This window comes from Streptomyces laurentii, assembly GCF_040635425.1.
Taxonomy (GTDB): Bacteria; Actinomycetota; Actinomycetes; order Streptomycetales; family Streptomycetaceae; genus Streptomyces; species Streptomyces laurentii.
The window spans coordinates 48,632-74,151 of the sequence record NZ_JBEYHT010000040.1 but is presented as its reverse complement, the minus strand read 5'-3'; the positions used below and the strand labels follow the sequence as shown (position 1 = coordinate 74,151).

Annotated in this window: 19 protein-coding genes; 10 read left to right on the top strand and 9 right to left on the bottom strand. The window is 74.7% G+C overall.

Translation table 11 applies throughout. The features are described from left to right. The 5 genes from ABZ693_RS23415 to ABZ693_RS23395 all read left to right on the top strand — a co-directional run. A partial coding sequence (locus tag ABZ693_RS23415) for a class I SAM-dependent methyltransferase (protein ID WP_435842516.1) occupies nt 1-672 on the top strand: 672 nt, incomplete at its 5' end. 85 nt (nt 673-757) lie between these two features. Then, the gene (locus tag ABZ693_RS23410; RefSeq protein WP_359880491.1) at nt 758-1,429 is read left to right on the top strand and encodes a hypothetical protein; all 672 of its coding nucleotides are present in this window, start codon (nt 758-760) and stop codon (nt 1,427-1,429) included. A 318-nt stretch (nt 1,430-1,747) separates the two neighbouring features. Continuing rightward, a complete protein-coding gene (locus ABZ693_RS23405) occupies nt 1,748-2,830 on the top strand; it encodes a zinc-dependent alcohol dehydrogenase family protein (protein WP_359880489.1) in 1,083 nt (360 codons plus the stop codon). Then, nucleotides 2,827-3,771, top strand: a complete 945-nt coding sequence (locus ABZ693_RS23400) for an HAD family hydrolase (RefSeq protein ID WP_435842515.1) — start codon at nt 2,827-2,829, stop codon at nt 3,769-3,771. The genes ABZ693_RS23405 and ABZ693_RS23400 overlap by 4 nt, the downstream gene beginning before the upstream one ends. Before the next feature lie 80 nt (nt 3,772-3,851). Further along, entirely contained in the window at nt 3,852-6,287 is a 2,436-nt protein-coding gene (locus ABZ693_RS23395) for a glycoside hydrolase family 65 protein (RefSeq protein WP_359880502.1), read from the top strand. 109 nt (nt 6,288-6,396) lie between these two features. Here ABZ693_RS23395 and ABZ693_RS23390 read toward each other — a convergent pair whose 3' ends face one another. Continuing rightward, nucleotides 6,397-7,227 (bottom strand): glycoside hydrolase domain-containing protein, encoded by an 831-nt coding sequence (locus ABZ693_RS23390; RefSeq protein ID WP_359880484.1) that lies wholly within the window; start codon nt 7,225-7,227, stop codon nt 6,397-6,399. Between the two features lie 393 nt (nt 7,228-7,620). Between ABZ693_RS23390 and ABZ693_RS23385 the strand changes: the two genes are divergently transcribed. The 5 genes from ABZ693_RS23385 to ABZ693_RS23365 all read left to right on the top strand — a co-directional run bounded on the left by ABZ693_RS23385 (nt 7,621) and on the right by ABZ693_RS23365 (nt 13,399). Next, nucleotides 7,621-8,286, top strand: a complete 666-nt coding sequence (locus ABZ693_RS23385) for a DedA family protein (protein ID WP_359880481.1) — start codon at nt 7,621-7,623, stop codon at nt 8,284-8,286. A 170-nt stretch (nt 8,287-8,456) separates the two neighbouring features. Continuing rightward, nucleotides 8,457-9,602 (top strand): sensor histidine kinase, encoded by a 1,146-nt coding sequence (locus ABZ693_RS23380; RefSeq protein WP_359880500.1) that lies wholly within the window; start codon nt 8,457-8,459, stop codon nt 9,600-9,602. Then, complete coding sequence (locus tag ABZ693_RS23375; RefSeq protein ID WP_359880478.1) at nt 9,593-10,237, top strand: response regulator transcription factor; 645 nt, start codon at nt 9,593-9,595, stop codon at nt 10,235-10,237. Before ABZ693_RS23380 ends, ABZ693_RS23375 begins: the two co-directional genes overlap by 10 nt. A 471-nt stretch (nt 10,238-10,708) precedes the next feature. Continuing rightward, nucleotides 10,709-12,904 carry an MMPL family transporter gene (locus ABZ693_RS23370; RefSeq protein WP_359880476.1) on the top strand — a complete coding sequence of 732 codons (2,196 nt, stop codon included), beginning with the start codon at nt 10,709-10,711 and terminating at the stop codon, nt 12,902-12,904. A 57-nt stretch (nt 12,905-12,961) separates the two neighbouring features. Then, nucleotides 12,962-13,399 (top strand): VOC family protein, encoded by a 438-nt coding sequence (locus tag ABZ693_RS23365; RefSeq protein ID WP_359880473.1) that lies wholly within the window; start codon nt 12,962-12,964, stop codon nt 13,397-13,399. A 10-nt stretch (nt 13,400-13,409) separates the two neighbouring features. On the opposite strand, the gene ABZ693_RS23360 is transcribed toward ABZ693_RS23365, so the two are convergent. The 8 genes from ABZ693_RS23360 to ABZ693_RS23325 all read right to left on the bottom strand — a co-directional run bounded on the left by ABZ693_RS23360 (nt 13,410) and on the right by ABZ693_RS23325 (nt 25,383). Then, complete coding sequence (locus ABZ693_RS23360) at nt 13,410-14,039, bottom strand: hypothetical protein (RefSeq protein ID WP_359880470.1); 630 nt, start codon at nt 14,037-14,039, stop codon at nt 13,410-13,412. Continuing rightward, nucleotides 14,036-14,746, bottom strand: coding sequence for a hypothetical protein (locus ABZ693_RS23355; RefSeq protein ID WP_359880467.1), 711 nt, complete (start codon nt 14,744-14,746; stop codon nt 14,036-14,038). Before ABZ693_RS23355 ends, ABZ693_RS23360 begins: the two co-directional genes overlap by 4 nt. A 188-nt stretch (nt 14,747-14,934) precedes the next feature. After that, the gene (locus tag ABZ693_RS23350) at nt 14,935-16,278 is read right to left on the bottom strand and encodes a hypothetical protein (protein ID WP_359880464.1); all 1,344 of its coding nucleotides are present in this window, start codon (nt 16,276-16,278) and stop codon (nt 14,935-14,937) included. A gap of 3 nt (nt 16,279-16,281) precedes the next feature. After that, complete coding sequence (locus tag ABZ693_RS23345) at nt 16,282-16,437, bottom strand: huwentoxin-IV family protein (RefSeq protein ID WP_359880461.1); 156 nt, start codon at nt 16,435-16,437, stop codon at nt 16,282-16,284. Nucleotides 16,438-16,603: 166 nt separating this feature from the next. Continuing rightward, on the bottom strand, nt 16,604-18,421 hold the full coding sequence (locus ABZ693_RS23340) for an ABC transporter ATP-binding protein (protein ID WP_359880458.1): 1,818 nt from the start codon (nt 18,419-18,421) through the stop codon (nt 16,604-16,606). Nucleotides 18,422-18,743: 322 nt separating this feature from the next. After that, the gene (locus tag ABZ693_RS23335; RefSeq protein ID WP_359880455.1) at nt 18,744-20,624 is read right to left on the bottom strand and encodes a hypothetical protein; all 1,881 of its coding nucleotides are present in this window, start codon (nt 20,622-20,624) and stop codon (nt 18,744-18,746) included. Beyond that, nucleotides 20,621-24,220: a vWA domain-containing protein gene (locus ABZ693_RS23330; protein WP_359880453.1), complete on the bottom strand. Its 3,600-nt coding sequence runs from the start codon at nt 24,218-24,220 to the stop codon at nt 20,621-20,623. The genes ABZ693_RS23335 and ABZ693_RS23330 overlap by 4 nt, the downstream gene beginning before the upstream one ends. Further along, nucleotides 24,217-25,383 (bottom strand): ATP-binding protein, encoded by a 1,167-nt coding sequence (locus ABZ693_RS23325; protein WP_359880450.1) that lies wholly within the window; start codon nt 25,381-25,383, stop codon nt 24,217-24,219. Before ABZ693_RS23325 ends, ABZ693_RS23330 begins: the two co-directional genes overlap by 4 nt. Nucleotides 25,384-25,520 lie beyond the last annotated feature (137 nt).

Here is a 25,520-nt window from a genome sequence, read left to right as displayed (position 1 = left end):
GCGGAGAGAGGCCAGGCTCTCGTCGAACGTGGGACCGCCGATGCCGTCGAACACCGCGGCGGCGCCGAGGCCGCCGGTGTGCCGCCGTACGGCCTGCACCGCACCCGGCTGCTGGCCGGGCTCCGCGGCGAGGTCGTCGAGATCGGCGCGGGCAACGGGCTCAACTTCCCCCACTACCCGCCCGAGGTCACCCGGATCGTCGCCGTCGAACCGGAACCCACCCTGCGCGCCCGGGCCGTGGAACAGGCCCGCGCGACGTCCGTGCCGGTGGAGACGCAGGCCGCCCGGGCCGAGCGGCTGCCCTTCCCGGACGCCTCCTTCGACGCGGCCGTGGCCTGTCTGACGCTCTGTTCGGTGGCCGACCCGCGCGCCGCCCTCGCCGAACTCCACCGCGTCCTGCGCCCCGGCGGACAGCTCCGCTTCCTCGAACACGTCCAGGCACGGACGCCCGCCATGCGCCGTGTGCAGCGGATCCTCGACGCCACCATCTGGCCGCCGCTGGTGGGCGGTTGCCACACCGGCCGCGACACCGAGACGGCCATCGCCGCCGCCGGCTTCACCCTCACCACCGTCGACCACTTCGACTTCCCCGCCTCCCGCGTACCCCTCCCCGCCGCGACCCACATCCTCGGCACCGCCGTCCGCGGCAACGGGCCCCACACCACGGCGTGATCCCCGCCGGACACCGGCCAGCCCGGCGTCCCCGTACCGCCGTCGCCCTCTCTCGGGCGGCGGTACGGACGGGTAGGGTCCTGCCATGTCCTCCTCAGCCATGACCGGCCGCGCCCCGTCCGGCACGTCCCCCGTCACCGCCGACGACCTCGCACTCGCCGTGCGACTGGCCCTGGCGGCGCTCCGCGAAGCGCCCCCGGCCGCCTGGGAGGAGAAGGCCGGCTCGCTGGAATGGGACCGCTGGGAGACCGTCGAGCACCTCAGTGACGACCTGTTCGCCTACGCCGTGCAACTCGGCCCCGCCGTGCCCCCCATGGACGGCGACGTGCCGTTCCTCTGGCAGAGCCGCCGGACCGGCGGCCCGGCGAACGCCATCCACGCGGACCGCGCGGCCGGGCCCGACGGTCTGCTGCAGGTGCTGGACGCGAGCGGCGCGCTGCTGGTCGCCATGGTGCGCACGACGCCGTCGAGCACACGCGCGCACCACGTCTTCGGCGCCTCGGACCCCGAGGGCTTCGCCGCCATGGGGATCGTGGAGACCCTGGTGCACACGTACGACCTGACGCGGGGACTCGGGCTCGTCTGGAGCCCGCCCGCCGACCTGTGCGCCCGCGTGCTCGCCCGGCTGTTCCCGGACGCGCCGGAGACCACGGACCCCTGGCCCACCCTGCTCTGGGCCACCGGCCGGGCCGCGCTCGGAGAGCGCCCCCGGCAGACCGCGTGGCGCTGGGACGGCACCCCGCGCACCCGGGCCTGACCAAGACACTCTGCCGCCGCCGGCCGCGCCCTCCACGCGGACCTGATCACGCACTCCTGACCGGCACTGCCGGGGGCGACACCAGTGGTCCCGGACGGCCCGGCCCGACGCCGGGCCCGACGCCCGGCCGGACACGCGGCCCGCCCCCGCTGCCAAGCCGACGCCCGTCCGCGACGAGGGACGGCCCGCGCGCTCTCCCTCCCACCGTCCCGGTTGCGGTCGCCCCGATTCGCGAAAACCCTGGAAGGGATCGCCACCGAGGCCGACACAGGCATGCGAATACCTGAACGGACGCAGGGAAGGGACGTGGTGGGCGCCATGAAGGCAGCCGTCTTCCAGGGGCCGGGCCGGATGTCCTGGCAGGACGTACCCGACCCGGAGATCAAGGATCCCGGCGACGCGGTCGTACGGGTCGACGTGGTCACCATCTGCGGCACCGACCTGCACATCCTGAAGGGCGACGTGCCGGAGACACTCCCCGGCACGGTGCTCGGCCACGAGGCGGTCGGCACGGTGGTCGAGACCGGCCGCGACGTGCGCTCCGTGCGCCCCGGGGACCGTGTCCTCGTCTCCTGCGTCTCGCCCTGCGGCCGCTGCCGTTTCTGCCGCGAGAACCGCTACGGCCAGTGCCTGGGCGGGGGCGGCTGGATCCTCGGCCACACCATCGACGGAACCCAGGCGGAGTACGTCCGGGTGCCGTTCGCCGACCTGTCCCTGCACCCGCTCCCGAGCGCGGTCGACAGCTACGACGCCGTCCTGCTCGCGGACATCTTCCCCACCTCCTACGAGGTCGGCGTCCTGGCCGGCGCGGTCCGGCCGGCCGACACGGTCGTCATCGTCGGCGCGGGCCCCGTCGGTCTCGCCGCGATCGCCACGGCCCGCCTCTACAGCCCCGGGCGGATCATCGCCGTCGACCTCGCCCCGTCCCGGCTCGCCGCCGCCCGCGAACTCGGCGCCGACGCGACCGTGACCGACGACGAGGGCCCCGAACAGCTCGTCGCCGACCTCACGGACGGCCTCGGCGCCGATGTCGTCATGGAGGCCGTGGGCATCCCCGCGACCTTCGAGATGTGCACGCGAATGGTCCGGCCGGCCGGCCGGGTCGCCAACATCGGGGTGCACGGCAAACCCGTGACCCTCCACCTCGAAGACCTGTGGATCAAGGACATCACGATCACCACCGGCCTTGTCGACACCTTCTCCACGCCCATGCTGCTGCGGATGCTCGCGGCCGGCCGGCTGCCGGCCGGCCGGCTGATCACCCACCGCTTCGAACTCGGGCAGATGGAGGAGGCGTACGACGTCTTCGGCCGGGCGGCCGAGACCGGTGCCCTCAAGGTCGCGCTCGGCGGCCCGCAGCACACGGCGGTCGAGGTGTCCGGCGGGCCGGCCGCCGGATGAGCGGGCCGCCCGCGGGACCACCGCCACCGCACGCGCCCCACGCGCCCCACGTGCCGCACGCCGTCGTCTTCGACACCGACGGCGTGCTGCTCGACTCGGCCGTCGTGCACGCGGCCGCGTGGAAGACGGCGTTCGACGCCTTCCTCGCCGAGGTACGGGAGGCACGCGGGACACCCGGGCCGCCCGACGCGGACGGGACACGGGGTACGGACGGGGCGCCTGGCGCGCGCGGGACAGGCGAGCCCGGCACGTCCACCGCGCCCCCGCCTGCGTTCCCGCCCCCGCCCCCGCCCGCGTCCCCGCCCGCTCCACCGGACCTGGCCCCCTTCGACGAGGACGCCGACTACCGCCGCCACGTCGACGGCAAGTCCCGGTTCGACGGCGCCGAGGCCTTCCTGACCGCCCGCGGCATCCGCCTCCCCCCGGGGCACCCCGACGACCCGCCCGGCCACGACACCGTCTGGGCCGTCGCCGCCCGCAAAGAGGCCGCCTTCCAGGACGCCCTCGCCGCCGCGCCGCTCGCCGCCTTCCCCGACGCGGCGGAGGCGCTCACCCACCTGCACGCCCTGCGGATCCCCTGCGCCGCCGTGTCCGCGTCCCGGCACGCGCGGGAACTGCTCCGGGCCACCGGGCTCACCCCGCTCCTCGCCACCGTCGTGGACGGCGTCGACACCGCCCGGCTCGGCCTCCCCGGGAAACCGGACCCCGCCCTCTTCCTGCACGCCGCCGGGCTGCTCGGGACCGGGCCCGGTGACGCCGCCGTCGTCGAGGACGCCCTCGCCGGAGTCCGCGCCGGCCACCGGGGCGGCTTCCGGCTCGTCGTCGGTGTCGACCGCACGCCCGACGGGCGCGGTGCCGCCGTCCTGCGCGCCGAGGGCGCCGACCGGGTCGTCCCGGACCTCATGACGCTGGTCAGGAGCGTCTGGGGGGAGATCAGGTGACCCACACGCGTACGGCGCGCCGGACCAACCACACCCACCGGGTGAGCCGGACGAGCCGGCCGGGGCCGACCCCCTGGGCGGTGCGGACCCGCCGTACGGCCCGCAAGACCGGCACGGCCGCCGGCTGGACCTGGACGTACACCGCCTACGAGCCGGGACGCGAGCGTCTCGTCGAAGCGCTCTGCACCCTCGGCAACGGCCGGTTCGCCACCCGCGGCTCCGCCCCCGAATGCCCCGCCGGCACCGTCCACTACCCGGGCACCTACCTCGCCGGCTGCTACGACCGCCGCGCCTCGCACATCGCCGGCCGGCGGATCGAGAACGAGGACATGGTCAACCTGCCGAACTGGACGGCGCTGCGCTACCGCCGGCTGCCCGACGACGGGCCGCCCGGCGAGTGGCTGACCCCCGACTCCGACGAACTGCGCCACTACGAGGTACGGCTGGACCTGCGCGGCGGGGTGCTCACCCGGCACCTGTACTTCCAGGACGGTCACGGCCGCGGCCTGCGCGTCGTCCACACCAGGATCGTGCACATGGGAGACGCCGGGCTCGCGGCACAGCGCACCGTCTTCCACGCCTACGGCTGGAGCGGCGCCGTCGAGGTCCGTTCCGTCCTCGACGGCGGGGTCGTCAACGCGGGCATCGACCGCTACCTGAACCTCGAAGGGTGTCATCTCACCGATCACCGCACCGGGTTCGCCCCCGGTGGCGTCGCCTGGCTGACCTGCCGTACGACGGACCCCGGCGTCCACCTCGCGCCCGCCGTCCGCACGGTCACCCGCCCGGTGCGCCCCGCCGAGGAGACGGCCACGGACACCGGCACCGTCCAGACGTACCGGCTGCCGGTCGGCCCCGGCCGCTCCGTGAGCGTCGTCAAGACCCTCGCCCTGCACGACACGGCCGACCGGCCGCCCGTCGCCCCTCCCGACGCGGCGCTCGGCGCCGCCCTCGACGCGGCCGCCCGCGCCCCCGCCTTCCCCCGGCTCCTCGCCACCCACCGCGCGGCCTGGCGGCGCCTGTGGGAGCAGGGCGATCTGCACGTCCCCGGCGAGGCCGGCCGCATCCTGCGCCTGCACCTGTTCCACCTGCTCCAGACGCTCTCCCCGCACACGGCCCAGCTGGACGTCGGTGTGCCCGCGCGCGGTCTGCACGGCGAGGCGTACCGGGGCCATGTCTTCTGGGACGAACTCTTCGTCCTGCCGTACCTCGATCTGCACTTTCCCAAGGTGGCCCGCGCGCTGCTCCTGTACCGCCACCGCCGCCTCCCGGCCGCCCGCGAGGCGGCCCGCGAGATCGGTGGAACCGGCGCCATGTACCCCTGGCAGAGTGCGAGTTCGGGCCGAGAGGAGACCCAGCAGCTGCATCTCAACCCGCGCTCCGGGCGCTGGCTGCCCGACCACTCGCGGCTCCAGCGGCATGTCGGCTCGGCCGTCGCGTACAACGTGTGGCGATACGCGCAGACCACCGGCGACCAGGGCTTCCTGCGCGGACCCGGGGCCGAGACGCTCCTTGAGATCGCCCGCTTCTGGGCCGGGTCCGCCCACTACGACCCGGCCCTGCGGCGCTACCGGATCCGGGGCGTCATGGGCCCCGACGAGTACCACGACGCCTACCCCGAAGCCACGTCCCCGGGCGTCGACGACAACGCGTACACCAACGCCACCGCCGCCTGGGTGCTGGCCCGCGGCCTCGACCTCCTCCGCGAACTCCCCGGCACCCGGCGGGCCGAGCTACGCGACCTCATGGCGCTCGACACCACCGAGATCGAGCGCTGGGAAGACGTCTCGCGCCGCTTGTACGTGCCCTTCCACCAGGGCGTGGTGAGCCAGTTCGAGGGATACGGCGAGCTCGCCGAACTCGACTGGCCCGGCTACGCGGAACGGTACGGGGACATCCGCCGGCTCGACCGGATCCTGGAGGCCGAGGGCGACACGGTCAACCGCTACCAGGCGTCGAAACAGGCCGACACCCTCATGCTCGGCTACCTCTTCCGCCCCAGGGACCTGGCCGGCCTGTTCGACCGGCTCGGCTACCGGCTGGACGACGAGACCTGGCGCGCCACCCTCGCGTACTACCTGCGCCGCACCAGCCACGGCTCGACGCTCAGCAGCCTGGTGCACGGCTGGATCCTGGCCCGGCAGCAGGGCGCCGACGCCTGGCGCTACTGCGAGGAGGCACTTATCGGCGACGTGGCCGACATCCAGGGCGGTACGACCGGCGAGGGCATCCACCTGGGTGCGATGGCGGGCACGGTGGACCTCGTCGAACGCGGCATCACCGGCCTGGAGGCCGGCCCGGACGGCCTGCGGATCGCCCCGGTGCCGCTGGCCGAGATCCCCCGCTTCACCTTCACCGTCGGCTTCCAGGGCCACCACGGGATCCGGCTGCGCGTCCTCCCCGGCCGCCTCGCGGTCCGGGTGCCGCCGTCGCCGCTGGACCCGCTGACCGTCGTCCTGCCCGGGGAACGGCGGTTCGCCATCGCCCCGGGGGAGGAGCGATGGTTCCGCCTGTAGGGGCGTGCGAGGGCGTGCGAGGGCGTGGAGCTTCGGGCGTACGGGGCGGCGCGGCCGGCGACCGGGACCGCGGCCACGCCACCCCCGGGCCGTACCGCCCGCGACCGGCTCAGCCGATGATCGCGACCGGACCGTCCCACGCGTTCTGGTCGACGGTCAGGGTGTAACCGGCCCGAGTCTCCTTGCTGTTGACCAGATACTGGTGACCGCGGCTGTGATCGGTGTACAGCGTCGCCTTCCACGGCCAGTCGGCGGTGGTGGTGTTCTGCTTGTCCCACAGCGCGTACCAGAGGTTGCCCGGCAGGTCCGTCCGGTCGGTCGCGGTGGCGATGGCCTTGGCGCTGGAGCTGCTGAAGCCGTAGAAACCGCCCCGGTAGGTCTTGGCCCGCAGCGTCTTCGTGAACGACCGCACATAGGTCAGCACGGCGTCGTTGCACGCCTTGTTGGTGATGTCGTACGGCTCCATGTCGAGGTAGACCGGGCTGCCGGGCTTCATGCCGAGCGCCGACGCCTTCGCCACCGCGTCCAGCGCGTTGCTCGCGCCGAGCGAGGCCGCGTTGGCCGCCGTGAACTTCTCCGGGTTGGCGCTGGTCTGGCACGGCGGCTGGGCGCCGACGTACAGCGGGATCAGCTTCCAGCCCCCGGCATTCACCGACTTCACCCAGGACGCGGTGAGGTTGGGCTGGGCGCAGCCGCGGTTCCTGCCGCCGATGTACACGGCGGCGCCACCGTAGAACCCCGTCGTCTTCCACGCGTTCATCGCCGCGAGAGACGGCGCCGTGCAGGTGTCGAACGCCCGGCCCGTGAACGTCTTCTGCGCCGGCCAGACCGTGGCCGCCGACGAGGTCTGCGCCACGACGACCGCACCCGCGACCGCGACCGCCGCGCCCGTCCCGGCGGCTATGTAGCGACTCTTCTTGGAAAGCCGATGACGTGCCATCCCCACCCCTTGTTCCACGGCTGCGGCGTCCTGCCGCCCGCCACGCTCAGCGCGCCTGCCAGGGACGACGGGGGAGCAGGGCGGGAGGGCGCCAGTGCCCGTCGCCACGCGGTGCGGCGCGGTGTCTTCGAGGCCCCGGCCTTTCGGAGCCGAACGCACTGTAACGGACAACCCTGGCATCCGAGGCCCCGGCCCGGACGTCACCGGGCGGGCCGCGCCGCACCCTGCGGAAAACCGCAGGGTGCGGCCTGCGGGGAACGCCACCCGGGGCGACGGCAATCCCCCTACCGGCGCCGTCCGGCGATTCCTAGCGTGAGGGGCACCGGGGCGGTCGCCCCGGGCGACCCCGGCCCGCCCGTCCGGGCCGTATCCCGGCTGTCTGGAGACCCGACCATGCTGCACCTCACGACCCTGGCGCTCGCCCAGGAGCCCGCCGCAGGGTTCGCCGGCTGGGCCGCCGGCCTCGTCGACACGATGGGCGGACCCGGGGCCGGTCTGGCCATCGCCCTGGAGAACCTCTTCCCGCCGCTGCCCAGCGAGGTGATCCTGCCGCTGACCGGCTTCGCCGCCGGGCAGGGCGTGCTCAGTCTCGTCTCGGCCCTGTTCTGGACCACGCTCGGCTCGGTCGCCGGAGCCCTCGCCCTCTACTGGATCGGCCGGCTCTTCGGACGGGACCGGATGCACGCGGTCTGGGGCAGGCTGCCGCTGGTGAAGGCCTCCGACCTGGTGCGCACCGAGGAATGGTTCGCCAGGCACGGCACGAAGGCCGTGTTCCTGGGCCGGATGGTGCCCATCTTCCGCAGCCTCGTCTCGGTCCCGGCGGGGGTGGAGCGCATGCGGCTGCCGCTGTTCCTGATGCTGACGGCGCTGGGCAGCCTGATCTGGAACAGCGTCCTGGTCCTGGCCGGCTACTGGCTGGGCGACCAGTGGGACGTGGTGGAGACCTACGTCGGCGTCCTGTCGAAGATCGTCCTGGTCCTGGTGGCCGTGGCGGTCGTGGCCTATGTGGCGGTACGGCTGCGCGCCCGCGGCGCGGCCCGGCACCGGCGCACCCCGTGACCCGCGCCCTCGTGGGTCGGAGGCCGCTGCCCGTACGGCCCGGACGATCTTGCCCGGGCCGTACGGCGGCACTAGGGTCGGAGCCCGTGCACGAGGACTCACCGGGGACGACGGCCGGCCCGATACCCCGTCCCGGGGCGGCCGATCGCGAGGCCGCGCGGGGCGAAGGCATCTCCCGGCCCCCCTCCTGGCCGCGCCGAGGCACCGGGGTCCTGCTCGGCTGCGGTACGGCCCTGATCGGCCTCGCGTACTTCCTCGTCGTCGGCACCGCCCTCGGCGCCTTCCTCCTGTGGCCCCGCACCCGCCCCGACGCGCTGGGCGTCCTCCGAGGCGGCGCCCGCCGTCTCGCGGACCTGGAACGCGCCCGCCGCTCCGTGTTCTTCGGCGATCTCTTCCCGGAGCACTACAAGGCGTCCGACCCGAAGATCCTGCGTTTCCTCGCGGTCCGCTGCTACGCGGGCCTGCTGAGCGCCGTGGTGCTCGCCCTGCTGGGCTTCGGCGCCGTCCTCGCCGTACTCCTGGGGCGGGGCGCGGTCCGCGGGAGCCTCGACTGGACCGAACTCCTCACCCAGGTACTGCTCGGCGGGGTGCTGCTCTTCCTGGACGTGCAGGGCCTGTTCTCGCTGACGGCCCTCGACGCGCGGATCGCCCGCGAGTGCTTCGGTCCCTCCGAACGCGAGCTGCTCCGGCGCCGCATCGACGAACTGGCCACCAGCCGCGCCGCCGTCGTCCAGGCCGTCGACACCGAACGCCGCCGCATCGAACGGGACTTGCACGACGGCGTCCAGCAGCGACTCGTCGCCCTCGCCATGCTGCTCGGCCGGGCCCGCCGCAGCCGCGACCGCGACCCGGCGCTGGCCGACACCCTGACCGCGCAGGCGCACGAGGAAGCCCAGGGCGTCCTGACCGAACTGCGCGAGGTGGCCTGGCGGGTGTACCCGTCGGCCCTCGACAGCCTCGGCCTCGAAGAGGCTCTGGGCGGCGTCGCCGAACGCTGCGCCCTCCCGCTGCGCATCGACTTCTCCGTACCCGGCCCACTGCCCCAACCCGTCGAGACCGCCGCCTACTTCGTCGTCTCCGAGGCGGTCACCAACGCGGCCAAGCACTCCGGGGCCACCGCCGTCCGCGTCCGCGTGACCCGGCTCGGACCCGTCCTGACCGTACGGATCGAGGACGACGGCCGCGGCGGCGCCGACCCCTCGGGCACCGGACTGACCGGACTGCGCAGCCGGGTGACCGCCCTCGACGGCCTGCTGCGCGTCGACAGCCCCCTCGGGGGACCCACCCTCCTCACCGCGGAGCTGCCATGCGCGTGATCCTCGCCGAAGACTCGACCCTGCTGCGGGAGGGCCTGGTCCGGCTGCTCGTCGAGGAGGGCCACGAGGTGCTCGCCGCGCTGCCCGACGCCGTCACCCTGCTGAAGGAGACCGAGGAACAGCGGCCGGACGTGGTCGTGGCCGACATCCGGATGCCCCCGACGCACACCGACGAAGGGCTGCGGGCCGCGGTGGAGATCCGCGAGCGCTGGCCGGACACGGGCGTGCTCGTGCTCTCCCAGCACGTCGAACGCAACTACGCCGCCCAGCTGTTGGCGACGAACGCCGAGCGGGTGGGCTATCTCCTCAAGGACCGCGTGGCGCAGGTCGAGGAGTTCCTCGACGCGCTGGAACGCGTCCACGCCGGCGGCGCCGCGATCGACCCGGAGGTGGTACGCCACCTCGTGATCCGCACCACCCACGGCGACCCGCTCGCCCGGCTCACCCCGCGCGAGCGCACCGTACTGGAGGCGCTGGCCCAGGGCCTGACGAACGCGGCGATCGCGAAGAAGCTGCACATCTCCCTGAGTTCGGTGGAGAAGAACCTCAACGCGGTCTTCGACAAACTGGAGTTGTCGCACACCGAGGGATACAGCCGCCGCATCCTCGCGGTGCTCCGCTACCTGGAGTCGTGACCGCGCGGTTCACGAGCACGGGCGGACGTGCCGGCGTGACGGACGATCGGGTGACGGAGCCAAGGGGCTTCAGACCGGCCGTCGTTGGACGGCGGTGGCGATGGAAGCCATCACGAACGTGTCGACGACCGACAGGGTGGGCGGGCCGGGGACGCCATCGACCCCCTGGGCGGGCGCTTCGCGATGCCCTGCACGACCCTGGCGACGACCGCCGTGCGCCTCGACACTCCCCGAGTCCGTCCGGCTCTCCGTCACTGCCCACCGGCGTTCGACCACTTCCTCGGCCCGCGTCGGCCTGACGGAGAGAAGACCGGGGCCGTTACGGAAAACCGCAGGGTGCGACCTGCGGAAAGGCGGCGCTCGCCGGGAGGTTTCCCCCGTGTTCCCGTCCCCCGCCGCTTCCTAGCGTCTTTCCGTAGCCGAACGGCGGCCGCCCCGGCGGTCCGCCGGAGCGAGGGAAGGGAACAGAACGTGCGCAAGAAACCGGCAACGGTACGGATCGCGCGATGGAGCGCCACCCACCCGTGGTCCGCCATCGGCCTGTGGGCGGCCTTCGTCGCCCTGTGTCTGTTCCTCGGCGGGGCCGCCGGCACCCAGAAGATCAGCGACGAGGAATCGGGCGTCGGTGAATCCGGCCGCGCGGGCCGGATCACCGCCTCCGGACACTTCACCGAGAAGCCCGAGGAGAACGTCCTCATCACCGCCGTGTCCGGCGGGAAGCCCGATCCGGCCCTGGCCGAGGCCGCGGCCCGGGAACTCGGGAACCGGATGCGCGCCCTCGCCGAGGTGGAGCGGGTCGGCGCACCCGTCCCCGCCCCCGACGGCACGGCGCTGCTGCTGCCCGTGACCATGCGGGGCGACACCGAGAACGCGGACCGCCGGGTCCAGCCGCTCCTCGACGCGAGCGCCGCGGTCGAACGGTCCCACGAGGGCCTGCGGATCGAACAGGTGGGCACGGGCTCCACCGCGAAGGGCCTGACCGAGACCCTCGGCGAGGACTTCGAGAAGGCCGAGCTGATCAGCCTCCCGCTCACCCTGCTCATCCTGCTCGTGGTCTTCGGCGCGATCATCGCGGCCGGCGTGCCCGTGCTCCTCGCCCTGTCCTCCGTCGGCGCCGCCATCGGCCTGTCGGCGCTCGCCTCCCACGTCCTGCCCGAGACCAGCGCGGTCGGCAACGTCATCCTGCTGATGGGCATGGCCGTCGGGGTGGACTACTCGCTCTTCTACCTCAAACGGGAACGCGAGGAGCGCCGCAAGGGCGCCCGCCACCTCGACGCCCTCGACATCGCCGCCGAGACCTCCGGCCACACCGTCGTCGTCTCCGGCACCACCGTCATCGTGGCGATGGCGGGCCTCTACCTGGCCCAGGAAGCCACCTTCGCCTCACTGGCCACCGGTTCGATCATCGTCGTGGCCGTCGCGGTCCTCGCCTCGCTGACCGTCCTGCCGGCCCTGCTGGCCGCGCTCGGCCCCTGGGTGGACCGCCCCCGCGTGCCGTTCCTGTGGCGCCTCACCCCGCGCTCCGGCGAGTCCCGGCTGTGGCCGGCGCTCCTGAAGCCCGCCCTGGCCAGGCCCGCCCTGACCCTCGTCGTCTCGGTGGGCGCCCTGCTCCTGCTGGCCGTGCCCGCCCTGGACATGAAGCTCAAGCAGCCCGGCTCGGACGACCTGTCCCGCGACATCGCGGTGGTGCGGGCCATGGACCGGCTCACCGCCGCCTTCCCGAGCAAGGGCACCAGCCACCAGGTCGCGGTGCGCGCCCCGGCCGCCGAGTCCGCGCGCGTGAAGGCGGCGCTGAACACCCTGCTCGCCCGGACCGAGCGGAACGACCTCTTCGCCCACGACCAGCGCCCCGCGATCCGTGAATCGGCCGACCATCGCGTCCACACCGTGAGCGTCGGCACCCCGTACCCGCCCCGGAGCGAAGAGGCCGGACGATCCCTGGAACTGCTGCGCGCCTGGACCCCGGCGGCCCTGCGGGCGGTGCCGGGCGTCGAGAGCGCGGTCGGCGGCAAAGTGGCCCAGGGCGTCGACTTCACCGGACACCTTGAGCGGCGCATGCCGTACGTCGTGGGCTTCGTCCTCCTGCTGACCCTGGTCACGATGGCCCTGATCTTCCGCTCCCTCGCCGTGGCCCTGTCCGCGATCGCGCTGAACCTGCTGTCGGCGGCCGCGTCCTTCGGCGTCCTGGCGGCGGTGTTCCAGCACACCTGGGCCGAGGACCTGCTGGACTTCCACAGCTCGGGGGCCGTGGTCTCCTGGCTGCCGCTGTTCCTCTTCGTGGTGCTGTTCGGCCTCTCGATGGATTACCACGTCTTCGTCGTCAGCCGTATCCGCGAAGCCGCGCTGAACGGGGCGGACGTCAAGGACGCGGTCCGCGAGGGCATCACCCGCTCGGCGGGCGTGGTGACGAGCGCGGCGGTCGTCATGGTCGGCGTGTTCGCGATCTTCGGCACCCTGAGCATGGTCGAGTTCAAACAGCTGGGCGTGGGCCTCGCGGCGGCGATCCTGCTGGACGCCGTGATCATCCGCATCTTCGTCCTGCCGGCTCTGATGACCGCCCTCGGCACCGCCAACTGGTGGCCCGGAACCCTGCCCCGCGCCCGCCACACCCGGCACACCCGCCACAGGGCCGTACACGGCCGGCCGGCGGAGCGCGGGACGCCGTAGGGTCGGCTCGGATAAGCGGTTGAACCCCCGGGTGGCCGAGTGGCAGACTCACGCGCCGTGACGACGCCGATCAAGAAGTTCCAGGTCACCTTCGACTGCGCCGAACCCGTGCGGCTCGCCCATTTCTGGTGCGAGGCGCTGGGGTACGTCGTGAAGCCGCCGCCGGAGGGATTCGCCGACTGGGACGCGTACACCCGCTCGCTGCCGCCCGACGAGCGGCCCACCGCCTTCGCCTGCACCGATCCCTCGGGCGAGGGGCCGCGCGTGCTGTTCATGAAGGTCCCCGAAGGAAAAGTCGTCAAGAACCGCGTGCACCTCGATGTGCGGGTCGGCACCGGGCTTGTGGGCGAGGAGCGTCTCGCCGTACTCGAGGCGGAGTGCGTACGCCTTGAGGCGCTCGGCGCGGTGCGCGGAACCCTCCTGAAGGCCGATGGCGTCAACGAGTCGTGCCAGGTCATGCAGGACATCGAGGGCAACGAGTTCTGCCTGGACTGAGGGGGGATGCTCAGCCCACCAGCCGGACCAGCACCAGCAGCATCGCCGCGCACACGAGGCTCGCGACGAACGTCCGCAGGCCGGCCGGCGGGCCGCTCGTGTACGTCGTCACCTCGACGGGCGCGGTGACGCCGATCGCCCGGGCCGGCCACTCGCGCGGCGGGTCGGCCGGAACGGCGACCCGCCAAGGCTGCCGGGGGTCGTACTCCACGACACCCGAGGAGCGGTGCAGCAACCCCTGGACGTCGAGGGGATGACGGACCAGGACCCGGTACGGGGGGAGCCCGTCCTCCGGCACCACGGTCAGGTCGAACTCGAAGACGGTCGCGAGCGCACTGCCGTCGGCGACCGGCCGCCCGGTCTCCTTGTGCACGGCCCGCACTCCGTGGACCACCGCGGGAGCGAACGCCCGTGGTCCGCCGCCGCGCGGCCCGCGGACGGCGTACGACCGCGAGGGCTCGCCCAGCTTGCCGAACACCGCCAGGGCCAGGGCCGACGCGGGAAGGCCGGTCAGCAGGAGCCAGCGCGGGCCGCTGACGGCGCCTTGGACGACCGCGAAGAACGCGAGCCCCGCGGCGACGGCGCCCGCCAGACCGGGCACGGTGAAGAACGCCCGCAGCGACGACAGAGTCCGGTTCACGTGAAACTCAGCACCTTCCGGCGGCGGAGGGCGACCCGGATACGGGCCTGGTCACCGGGGCGGTCGGTGTCGAACACCGCGCGGACGTCCCGCCGCAGGGCCGCCCGGTGCACCACGGCCGGAACCCGGTGGCGTACGCCGGCCGCGTCGTCGAAGACCACCAGCACCTCGCCGCGCCCGCGGCCCACCGAACGCCACCCTTCCAGGACCGCGTCGGCGGTGGAGGTACGGCGGGAGAGACGACGCAGTCCCGCGGTCCGGCGCAGGCTCACGATCGCTCCCCATCCGGCGGCGACACAGCCCGCGCCCGCGACGGACCAGAGGAAGGCCAGCCACGCGGCGACGGTGAACTCGCCGAGCGGGAAGAACAGATGGAAGGAGGTGACGGTGTCACCGGTGACCTGTCCCTCCGCCAGCGCGTCGCGCCAGCCGGCGACGGTCGCGAACGCGCTGAGCGCGACCATCACACCGGGCGTGGCCCGGTGCAGGAAGCGGGTGGAGAGCAGACCGAGGGCGAGGGCCGAGGCGATGCCGAGGACCGGGGCCCCGGCCGCCAGTTGGTCGCTGGCGCAGCCGTCGTCCGCGGAACAGCTCCATTCCACGGCGTCGGCTTCGTGACTGGCGATATACCACACCATCCAGACCTGCCAGGCCATCAGCAGGCAGGAGCCGGCCCGCATCACCTGCGCGTACGCGCTCTGCCGCATGGTCCGCCCTGCTCGTCACCGGTCACGGGGCCGGACATCAAGACCCCGCCGCACCGTACACGCGCGGCCCGTGGCCTGTCCGTGATCCGCACCACCCGTCCGTGCCGGAACGTAGGGTGTCCGGACGCGCCGGCTCGTGAAGCCCGTACGCCGCGCCGCCGCCTCCCGGGCTCAGCCCGCCTGCCCCCTCACGCGTCGGCCTGATCGCTTCGCTTCAGGTGCGTGATTGCTTCCTGCCAGGTGCCCGCGAGGACGGGTACCGGGCGCAGGGCGGCCGCCAGGGTGTGGACGGCGTCGGTGGTGGCGGGGCGGGCGATCCAGTTGACGATGGAGGCCAGCAGCCGGGGACGGGTGGGCGCGGGACCCGTCTCGGGCGCCTGGGTGAGGACGGCGGTGACCGCCGGACCGGGCCGCCCCGTCCCGTCCGGGCCGGGCAGATGAAGCGTGGCGGTGTCGGGGGCGGTCCGCAGCAGGGTGTACGGCTCCGGCCGCAGCCGCCAGCCGGCCCGGTCCAGTTGCCGGGCGTGCTTGACGAGGTCGGACATCCAGCCGCGGGGGAAGAGCACGGCGTCCCCGCCCTCGCGTACGGCGGCCCCGCACAGCAGGGGGATCTCGCCCCGCTCCGCGGTGGCGTAGCGCGCGTAACCGGCGAGCACGGAGTCGAGGACCTGACGCAGGGCCTCGGGTGTGCGGGCCCGGGCGAGGAGCTCGCCGCCGCGGAAGAGGAGGTGGAGGGTCTCGGGGCGCTCCAGGGTGAGGGTGACGGGCGTGTAGCCGTCCTCGGGGACGGCGCCGGTGGCTTCCTCGGCGATCCGCCGCGCCTCCGGGCCGCGGACCGCGATGCCCAGCCGGGTGCCGCCCACCCTGGCGGTGAGGACCGCGTCGACGGGCGCGGCGGCGACGTTCACCGAACAACTGGTGGGCGCCTCCACGACCGTGGCGTGCGGGTCCGCGCCGCTGAGGGCGATCAGGGCGTGGCTGACCTCCGCGAACCCGGTGCGCACCTCGGGGGGCCGGCCGGGGGACAGGAGAACGGCGGTGGGCGTGCCCTGCCGCGCCGCGTCCTGGCCGAGCCGGGTCAGGCCGGGGTAGGCGGGCGTATAGAGGGAGCGGCCCAGCAGCCGGGTGCCGGTGGGGTCCACGAGCAGCACGGAGGCGTTGAGGCGGGCCAGGCAGGAGGCGTTCGCCGCGAGGTCGGCGGTGAGCTGGCCGCAGAAGCCGCAGGCGTCCGACATCGCCACCACGAGCACGGGGTGCCCGGGCAGCGTCGTGAGGCCGGCGGCCTGTGCCTCCAGCGCGCCGGATCCGGAGGGACCGGTGGGCGCGGTGGACGCGTGGCCCGAGGAGACGAGTCCGGCGGAGCGCCACTGCGTGAGGCAGTGCGCGTGCTGGTCGTGGTGTTCGGGGGCGGGTGGTTGGCCCTGAAGCCAACCAAGGGCGGTCGGGCTGACATAGGCGGCTGCGGGACTGCCGGTGTTCAGCAGGACCGCGCTGCTGCCCAGTTCGGCCACGACCACCCCTGGCGACAGCATCACCTACGGCTGCTGGCAGAAGCCGCTGTAGCCGTTGGTGGACACACAGACGAGGCCCGGGCAGCACCCGATGGCCCCCGTGCAGCCTTCACCCTGCACCCGGCACGCCATGGGGGCGAGGAAGGTGTCGGTGAAGATCTCTTCGATTTCGGCGATCATTTCCGTGTCTGGCGTGAGAGACAGTGTCTCTTCCGTGTAAGTGACCATAAATCCAGCATGGTGGCGTCTTGTCCGTCGCGTCTAGAGGGGCTTAACCCACAGGAGTGGCGCCTTGGATGGGTGTGCGAGGCGTGTCCGGGGAAGGGTGACGGGCGTGGTCGGCGGGTCACGTGGTGCCCGCGGTCTGGTAGGCGTCGGCCTGCGTACGGAAGAGGTCGGCGTAGTGGCCGCCCGTACGCAGCAGTGACACGTGATCGCCCTGCTCGACGACCCGGCCGCCCCGCAGGACGTAGATGCGGTCGGCGTTGCGGACGCTGCGCAGCCGGTGGGAGATCAGGACCACCGTACGGCCCGCGAACAGCCGGCGCAGCTGCGTGAAGAGCCGGTCCTCGGCGTGGGCGTCGAGAGCCGCGGTGGGCTCGTCCAGGATGACGAGAGGGGCGTCCCGGTAGAAGGCGCGGGCCAGCGCCAGGCGCTGCCACTGGCCGCCGGAGAGGTCCGCGCCCCCGGTGAACTCCTTGCCCAGCGGGGTGTCCAGCGCGTCCGGGAGCTCCGCCAGGAACTCCAGCGCCCCGGCCTGCCGGGCCGCTTCCCGCACCCGAGCGGGGTCGGCGGCGGTACGGGGTCGCCCGAAGGCGATGTTGTCCACGGCCGGCAGCTTGTAGCGGGTGAAGTCCTGGAAGACGACCGCGGTCCGCTCCCGATGGGCTCCGAGGTCCGTGACCGGCTCGCCGTCGAGCAGCAGGCAGCCGCTGTCCGGTGGATAGAGCCCGGCCAGCAGCCGGGCGAGTGTCGTCTTGCCCGAGCCGTTCACTCCCACCAGGGCCACGACCTGCCCCGGCCGCAGGTCCAGGCTCACGTCCCGCACCGCCGGGGTGTCCGTGCCGGGATAGGTGAAGCACAGCTTCTCGGCACGGAACTCGCCGAAGGGGACCTCGTCCACGGTCTTTTGACGAGGCATCAGAGGGAGCGGGATCGCGCCCTCGTCCGGGGCGGTGAAGGCCCTCAGGTCGGTGAGGCGGAGCAGGTTCTCGCCGATGCCGCTGAGCATGCCGGCGAACGTGTTGATCCGTACGGAGAGCAGCCACACCCCCGCGACCGCCGCCCCGGCCACGGACAGCGGCAGCAGGTGGCTGTCGGCCAGCCACCACAGCACGCCCACCGCCAGGCAGGTGAGCGCCCCTCCGACGGCCTGGGCGGCCATCCGCCGCCGGGCGTGGGACCTCAACAGCCGCTCGGTCGACTCGACTTCCCGCGCGTACTGGTCCTGCCACCGTCCGGTCAGGACGTGCCCGAGGTCCAGGGCGCGGATCTCCCGGGCCTCGTCCCGGCCGGTGAGCAGCCGTTCGAGGTACTCCCGCAGTCGCCGGTTCTCCGACAGGTCGTGATGCAGATCGTGGTACGCGCCGCGCTGCCTGCCCGCCGCCTTGACCGCGGGTACGGCGCTCAGCAGGACGAGCGGCAGCAGCCACCACGCCATGACGGCGAACGCGCCGCCCACCGCGAGCACGGTCAGGGCCGCCTGGAAGGCGGTGACGAGGAGGACGACGGCCTGGGCGGGTTGTCGGCGCGAGGCGAAGACCGCCCGCTGCAGCCGGTCGTGGAAGTCCGGCTCCTCGAACCGCCGCAACTCGGCCGCCACCGCGGCCTCCAGGACCATGCCCGCCACCAGACGGTCCACCTTTACCGTCAGCACCGCCATCCGCGCCGTCCCGGACAGCCGCAGCGCGCCGAACAGGGCACCCGCCACCAGCACCCCGATCACCCCCGGCACCAGGGCCGGCGACCGTCCGGCGGCCGCCGGGCCCTCCGCGAGGACCGAACCGAACACCTTCTGCGTCACCACCAGCGCCGCGGTCATTCCCGCCGCCGACAGGACCTGCACCACGAGCACGTGGACCAGGGCCCGCCGGTCGGCCAGCCAGGCGAGACGGACGGCGAAGGCCGCGGAGGACACCAGGGCGCGGGTACGCCGATCACCCATCAAGGGCCACCTTTCCAGCCCCGTCGGCCACGCCGAGAGCGGCATCGGTACCAACGGGTGCATATCACCATCACTGCCCCAAGTGATCCCCAGGCAGTCGACGATCTTTCCCGGCTCCGTGGCGGCGAGCCGGTCGCCTCGACGCATGCCGAGGCGACGTCCCCTCACGGACCGTCCCCGCGCCCCGGGGCAGAGTGCGTACACGACACGAGAAGAGCGCGCACTGACCCGCGCGTCCCACGGCTGCGACGCAGGCTGCGCGCATTCCCTTCCGCACCGGCGCCGGCGCGACCCGGAGCCGGGGTGAGGGCGGGACGACCGCTCAGGACCAGGACGCGGCCACCAACGAGCGCTCGGCGACCGCCAGATGGACGGCCGAGGCGAGCCAGGCGCGGGCGTAGCCGTCGGCCGACGGGTCGATCAGACGGCCGAAGGAATCGCGGGGACGGCGGTCCGCCTCGGCCGTCAGCGCCTGGGCCAGTCGAGCCGCCCCGACGAGCCCGGCCCGGCGCAGCGGGACGGTGAAGCCCGCCGTCTCCGTTCCGCGCGCCGCCTCGGCCACGGCCCGTCGGCCGCCCGCGACACCGGTCTCCAGAAGCCGGCGCACCCGCCACAGCGGCGCGTCGGCCAGCGGGTCCGGCCCGGTCGTGACCGGCCCGGAGGCCCTGCCGTCCGGTGCCGGTGCCGAGGTCGATGCCGGTGCCTCACGCGGGAAGTGACTGCCCTGGAGCCGGTCGTAGCCCAGATCCGCCCGGCCCCGCCACTCCTCGGGCAGCCGCAGCGTGTACGAGGCACCCGGCACCGGACCCACCGCCAGCGGACGGAGCGACGCCGCCCGGTCCAGGTCGGGCCGGCCCAGGACCCGCAGGACCAGACCCGGGAACGTGGCGATCAGCCGCAGGTTGCCGGCGTGCGGCAACTCGGGGTGGGGGTGGGCCGGACGCAGCCGCACCAGGGTTTCGCCGTCGAGGACCCGGACGAGCAGATGGTCCCCGGCCGCGCCGAGCACCTCCACGTCACAGCCCAGCAGCCCCGCTCCGGCCGCGTCCGCTCCCGTCCCGTTCTCCGCGCCCGCGGCGAGCGCGGCGGCCATCGCCTCGTGCACCGGCCGGGCGAACAGCGCCGCCGCGGGCTCCTCCGACCAGTCCACGCCTCGCAGCGGCGTGGCGCGCACGCCCTTGCCCGCGCCGAGCCGCCCGTCGGCGGAGACGGTCGCGCCCGCGATCAGCAGACCCCCGCGGGCCAGCCCGGCGTGGTCGAGGACGGCACCGCCGAGGGCCACCGACGCGGAGCCCGCGCCCTTGGCCCGGCCCAGGCCCCCGGGCCGTACGTCGGACAGGGTGTAGGCGGTCCCGTCGGCGCCGAGCAGATGCGTCGTCACGCCCCCGTAGCCGGTGGCGGACAGCACCGGTTCCCGGCACAGGCCGTGGACGCGCAGGCTGCCGCCCTGCTCGTACGCCCGGCGCGCGCCCCCCGCCGCGCCGGGCCCGGCCGTGCCCGAGGCGAGGGCGACGGCGCCGGCGAGCAGTTCGCGGAAGGCGTCCGTGAGGTCGCCGAGCCGCTGCCCCTGGCCGCGGTCCCGCGCCGCGCGCAGCCCCCGTACGACCCGCAGGGCGGCGGCCTCTGCCCGGGGCAGCCCGGCGAGGCGCGCGCTGTGGGCGGCGCGCAGGAGTTCGGCCTGGACGACCGCCCCGCCGGCCGCGACCCCGGCGGACAGCGCCTCGGCGGCGGCGTCCCACAGAGCGCTGGCGGCCCGCACCTGGGCGGGGGTGAGCGCGGGCTCCTCGGTGACGGGTACGGGCTCGTCCTCGGACACAGCCGACGGCGCCGGTTCGGCCGCACCGGTGGACGCGGGCGGCGGGGCGGCCGCCTCCTCGTCCGTACCGCCGGCGGACAAGACGTCCGCGTCCGCGATCGGGGCCGCGCCCAGCGCCGCCGCGCGATGCAGGCAGCGCGGTGCCAACAGGCAGGTGCACACCGCCTGTTCGGTGGTCGAGACCGCGCCCGACGGGCCGGGCCGCAGCGTGACGACGGTGTCCTCGCCGAAGCGGATCTCGACCGCCCCGCCCTCGTCGGCGGCCGTGACCCGCCCGGCGCAGTCCGCGATCGCCGCGTCGAGCTTCTTGCGGAGCCGCGCGGTCAGCTGCTCCACGGCCTCGGCGAGGACCTCGGGGGCGACGGGCGGCAGGAGTTCGGTGCTCAACGGGGTTCTCCACGGAGGCGGTCGCCGACCCAGCGGGCGAGGGCGAGCGGACTGAGGGCGGCCACCGGCATGCCGGCGGCGACGAGTTGGCGCGCCACCGGAACGGAGTAGCGGGGCGTCCCGGCGTCGTCGAGGGCCGCGCAGCCGAGCAGGTGTGCGCCGGACGAGGCGAGCGCGCGGACCTCGCCGAGGAGCCCGGCGATCGGCGCACCCTCCTCGAAGTCGCTGACCACGACGACGAGGGTGCGGCTCGGCACGGTGATCAGCGAACGGGCGTGCGCGAGGCCCGCCGCGATGTGCGTCCCGCCGCCGACGCGGACTTCGAGCAGCAGGGACAGCGGATCCTCGACCCGGTCGGTCAGATCCGCCACCTGCGTGGAGAAGGCCAGGAAGTGCGTGGACAGGGTCGGTACGCCGCCCAGTACCGCGGCGGTCAGCGCCGACCAGATCACCGAGGCCTCCATCGAGCCGGAGACGTCGACCACGAGGATGAGCCGCCAGTCCGCCTCCTTGGCCGACCGGGTGCCGAACACCGGACGTTCCGGCACGACGACCACCCGGCCGTCGTCCAGGCGGCGGGTGTGCGCCAGATTCGCGCGCAGGGTACGGGCGAGGTCGAGGCGGCCGCCGGGCCGGCGGGTGGGGCGCGGGGTGGACAGCCCGGACAGCGCCGGGCGGACCCGGGTGGCGAGTTCGCGGGCGAGTTCGTCGACGAGTCGCTTCACCAGCGGCCGCAGCCGGGCGATCCGGGCCTCCGGCAGACCGCCGGCCAGGGAGAGCACCGCGCTCAGCAACTCCACCGACGGGCGGACGGACGCCGGGTCCAGCTCGGTGAGGACGTCGGAGCGCCCGGCGTCGGCGGCCCCGGCGAGGACCTCCTCGCGGACGTCGGCCCCGAACAAGGCCTCCAGCTCCTCGGACCATTCACGGGCCGTGGGGAACGAGGCGTCCTGGCCGCCGCCGGTCCCGCCGCCGAGGTCCTCGGCGCCCTCGCCGCGGCCGTGCCCGTACAACTCGTCCAGGGCATGGGCGTACCGGCGGGCGTCGCCGCTCAGCCGCTCCTTCTGGCGGCCGAGGAGCAGACGCCAGCGGTCGGCGGTGCCGAGCAGGCGCTCCGACGACGCGGGTCCGGCGGAGGAAGCGGGACGATCCCCCGTACGGTCGTCCGTCGTACGCTCCTCCGCTGCCGGCGTGGTGGTCCCGGCCACCCCGCTCCCGTCGAGGGCCAGGCCCTTCAGCGCGGCCAGGCCGGCCGCGTCGGCCGCGGCCCACAGGGCGAGCAGCTCCGGCGGGGCGTCGAGGGACAGGTCGAGCCGGTCGCCGAGCCGTTCGGTCACCGTGGTCAGCATGCGGTCGCGGGCGGCCGGGGTGAGGACGTCGAAGCCGCCGCGCAGCGCCGGCAGCCGGTCGAGGAACTCCTGGTCGGCGAGCGTGTCGACCCGGTCGAGCAGCGGGGTGAGCGCGGCCGGCGACGACTGGAGCAGCGGTCCGGCCGCCGTGAGCAGTCCGGTGAGCCGCTTCATCAGGGCGCGCCGGGTGTCGGGGCCGGTGGCCCCGTCGATCCACCCCGCCGCGCGCTCGCCGAGCCCGTCGGCCGGATCGAGGTCGAGCATCACCCGGACCGCCCGGGCGGCGCCCTGGACGAGCGGGGAGCCGTCGGCGGCGAGGGAGGCGAGGACATGGTCCATCCGGAGCCCCGACCGGTGGGCGGCCGCCCGGTCCGCCAGGGCCACCAGGGCAGCGGCGTCCGCGGGGGAGTCGCTTCCCGCGAGTCCGGGCAGCGCGCGGACCGCGGCCTCCATCAGGTCGCCGGACAGCTCGCCCGCGGTGGTACGGGCGTCCTCCGAGGTGCCCGGGTAGTGGCCGCGCCGCAGGCCCTCCAACAGATCGAGCGCGGCGAGGAGTTCGGGCAGATCGGCGGTGCCGGGCAGCACGGCCGCGGCCTCGCGCAGCCGGACGTCGACCAGTTCGGGCAGGTCGCAGCGCGCGGCGGCGGTCAGTCCGGTGAGGATCTGCGCCGGGGTCGGGCCGCCCGCGGCGGCCTCGCGGCGCGCGGTCTCGCTCAGGGTGCCGGCGGCGGCCTGAGCGGCGGTGACCCCGCGGACCCCCGCGAGATCGAGGCGGGCGGGAACCGAAGGCGTCCAGGTCAGTCGCCACTTGCTGCCGAGCGCCGTGCCGTCTCCGGTGGCCGCGACGGCGACCGGCTCGCCGTACGAGGCACCGATCACCAGCAACCGCTGGAGCAGCACCTCGCGCCGGCCGTCCAGCGGCGACCGCAGCGGGTCGAGCCGCACCTCCCGGGGCTCGGGTTCCTCCGGGCGGGGCAGCCGCAGCCGGGTCAGCTCCTCCTCGACGGAGGGGCCGAGGCCCGACCGCGGGGCGTGCGGGGTGATCCGGCCGCGGGCGGTGCCGACGAACACGGCCTCCAGGGCGCGCGCCAGCGCCCGGCCCCGGCCCAGGGGCTCGCCCTGGCCGAGGACGGTGGTGACGGCTTCGAGGAGTTCGCCCCGGCCGGGCGCGGGCAGTCCGCGCAGCGCGGCCAGGTCGCAGGCCAGGCGCAGGGTCTCGGCCGCCTCGCCGGTGCCGGCCGTGTGGCCCGCCCGGCGCAGCTCGCGGCACAGACCCGTCAGCGCGGCGGAGGCCGCCTCACGGAGCCGGTCCGGGTCGCCGCCCGCCTCGAACACGGCCTGCTGCCAGCGCGGATCGCGGATGCCGGCCGGATAGCCGGAGCGGGAGTCGAGCAGATCGAAGGAGTACGGCACGAAGGAGGTGACGGACACCTCGCCGCCCGCCGCCGCACCTTCCGCCACGGGCTCGGTGGCACCGGTCTCGTCCATGACGAGGGCCGGGGCATGGAACGCGCCGATCACGGCGGCCACCCGGCGCCCGCCCGCCGCGGCCTCCGCGATGACCCGGCGCATCCGGGCCTCGCGCGCGAGGTCGGTCGCGGGCACCGTACCGTCCGAACGCAGCGCCCAGCCCACGCCGAGAGCCGCCCGGCGCACCGCCTCGGGTGAACTGCCGGGCGCCAGCACCTCCACGGCGCGGTCCCACATGTCGTCGCCGTCGCGGCCGGTGCCCGCCGCGGCGAGCGCGGCGGCGAAGGTACGGCGCCCGGGCCCGTCCGGTTCCGGGCGCTCCGTACCGTCCGCGTCATCCCCGTGGTCCGGACGGTCCGGAGCGCCCGGGCCGTCCGGACGCGGGGACCAGCCCGGGTCGGAGAGCGGCAGGTCGCAGGCGACGACCTCGGCGCCGCGGGCCCGGGCCCAGCGGATCGCCGCCAGCTCCGGAGAGAAGTCGGCGAACGGATAGAACGACAGCCGCCCCTCCTGGCCCGATCCGGCCAGCGCGACCGGAGCCGTGGTCTCGGGGTCGGCGAGGTGCTCCAGCCACGGCTGGAAGTCGGCGGGCAGCTCGACGCAGACCGTCTCGGCGTCCGCCGCGTCGAGGAGCGCGGGCACCATCGCGGCGAGCGCCGGGCTGTGGTGGCGTACGCCGAGCAGATACGGGGCGCGGGACGCGGCGAGCGCGTCCACGGCGTCCCGGGGGCCGAGGCGGCCGAGGGGATCGGCGGGATCGACGGTGGTCGTGGTCACCGCAGGCTCCCGCGCAGGTCCCAGAGGCGGCGCCACATGGCCGAGCCGTTCTCGGCGCGGCGGCGGACCGGCCCGTCCCAGTAGCCGAGCAGCCGGGCGTGGTCGGCCGGGTCGTCCTTGCGGACGACGCCCAGGAGGTGACCGGGCAGCAGGTCGAGGACGTCCCCGCCGGGCAGGTACGCGGCGGCCAGGCCCATGGAGGCGGCGACCTGCACCGCCTCGGCGGTGGACATGACGGTGCCGGGCCGTTCCACGTCCCAGCCCTCGGTGGAGCGGCCGGAGCGCAGGTCGCGGAAGACGGTGACGAGGGCGTCCAGGACGGCGTCGTCGACGCCGAAGTCGGCGCCCGCCCGCTGGACGGCGGCGACGGCCTGGCGGCGGATCAGGACCGCCTCGGCGTCGGCGTCGGCGATCGGGTGCACGGTCTCGAAGTTGAAGCGGCGCTTGAGCGCGGCGGACATCTCCGAGACGCCCCGGTCGCGCAGGTTGGCGGTGGCGATCACGGTGAAGCCGGGGACGGCGCTGACCACGGCGTCCTCGGTGGCGGTCAGTTCGGGGACGGTGACACGGCGGTCGGACAGCAGGGACACCAGCGCGTCCTGCACCTCGGGCAGACAGCGGGTGATCTCCTCGACCCGCACCACCCGGCCGGTGCGCATCGCGGACAGCACGGGGGAGTCGACCAGGGCCTCGGGGGTGGGGCCCTGGGCGAGCAGCAGGGCGTAGTTCCAGCCGTAGCGGAAGGCGTCCTCGGTGGTTCCGGCGGTGCCCTGCACGGTCAGGGCGCTGGTCCCGCACACGGCGGCGGCGAGCAGCTCCGACAGCATCGACTTGGCGGTGCCGGGCTCGCCGGTGAGGAGCAGTCCGCGCTCGCCGGCCAGGGTCACCACGCACCGCTCCACCAGCGCCCGTTCGCCGACGAACTTCGGGGTGATCGCGAGCTTCGTGGGCAGGCCGGCGCGGCGCTTCGGCAGGGCGAGTTCCACGCCGTCGCTGCCGCACACGAAGGTGACGACGGCGCGCGGGGTGAGCGCCCAGCCGGGCGGACGCGGACCCGTGTCCTGGGCGGCGAGGAAGGCGAGTTCGGCGGCGTGGCGTTCCTCGGCCGGCCGGACCTGCCGGGCGGGTATGGACGACGCGGTGTCGGTGTCGGTGACGGTCATGCGCGGGGTTCCTTGTGCGGGTCGGCCGGTCCGTCGGACGGACCGGGTGGGACGGATCGCGAGGGGCCGATCCGGGATCCGGAGAGGTATGGAGGGGGCCGCCGAAGCGGCCGGGGGCGGCGGGTCCGGCGTGCCCG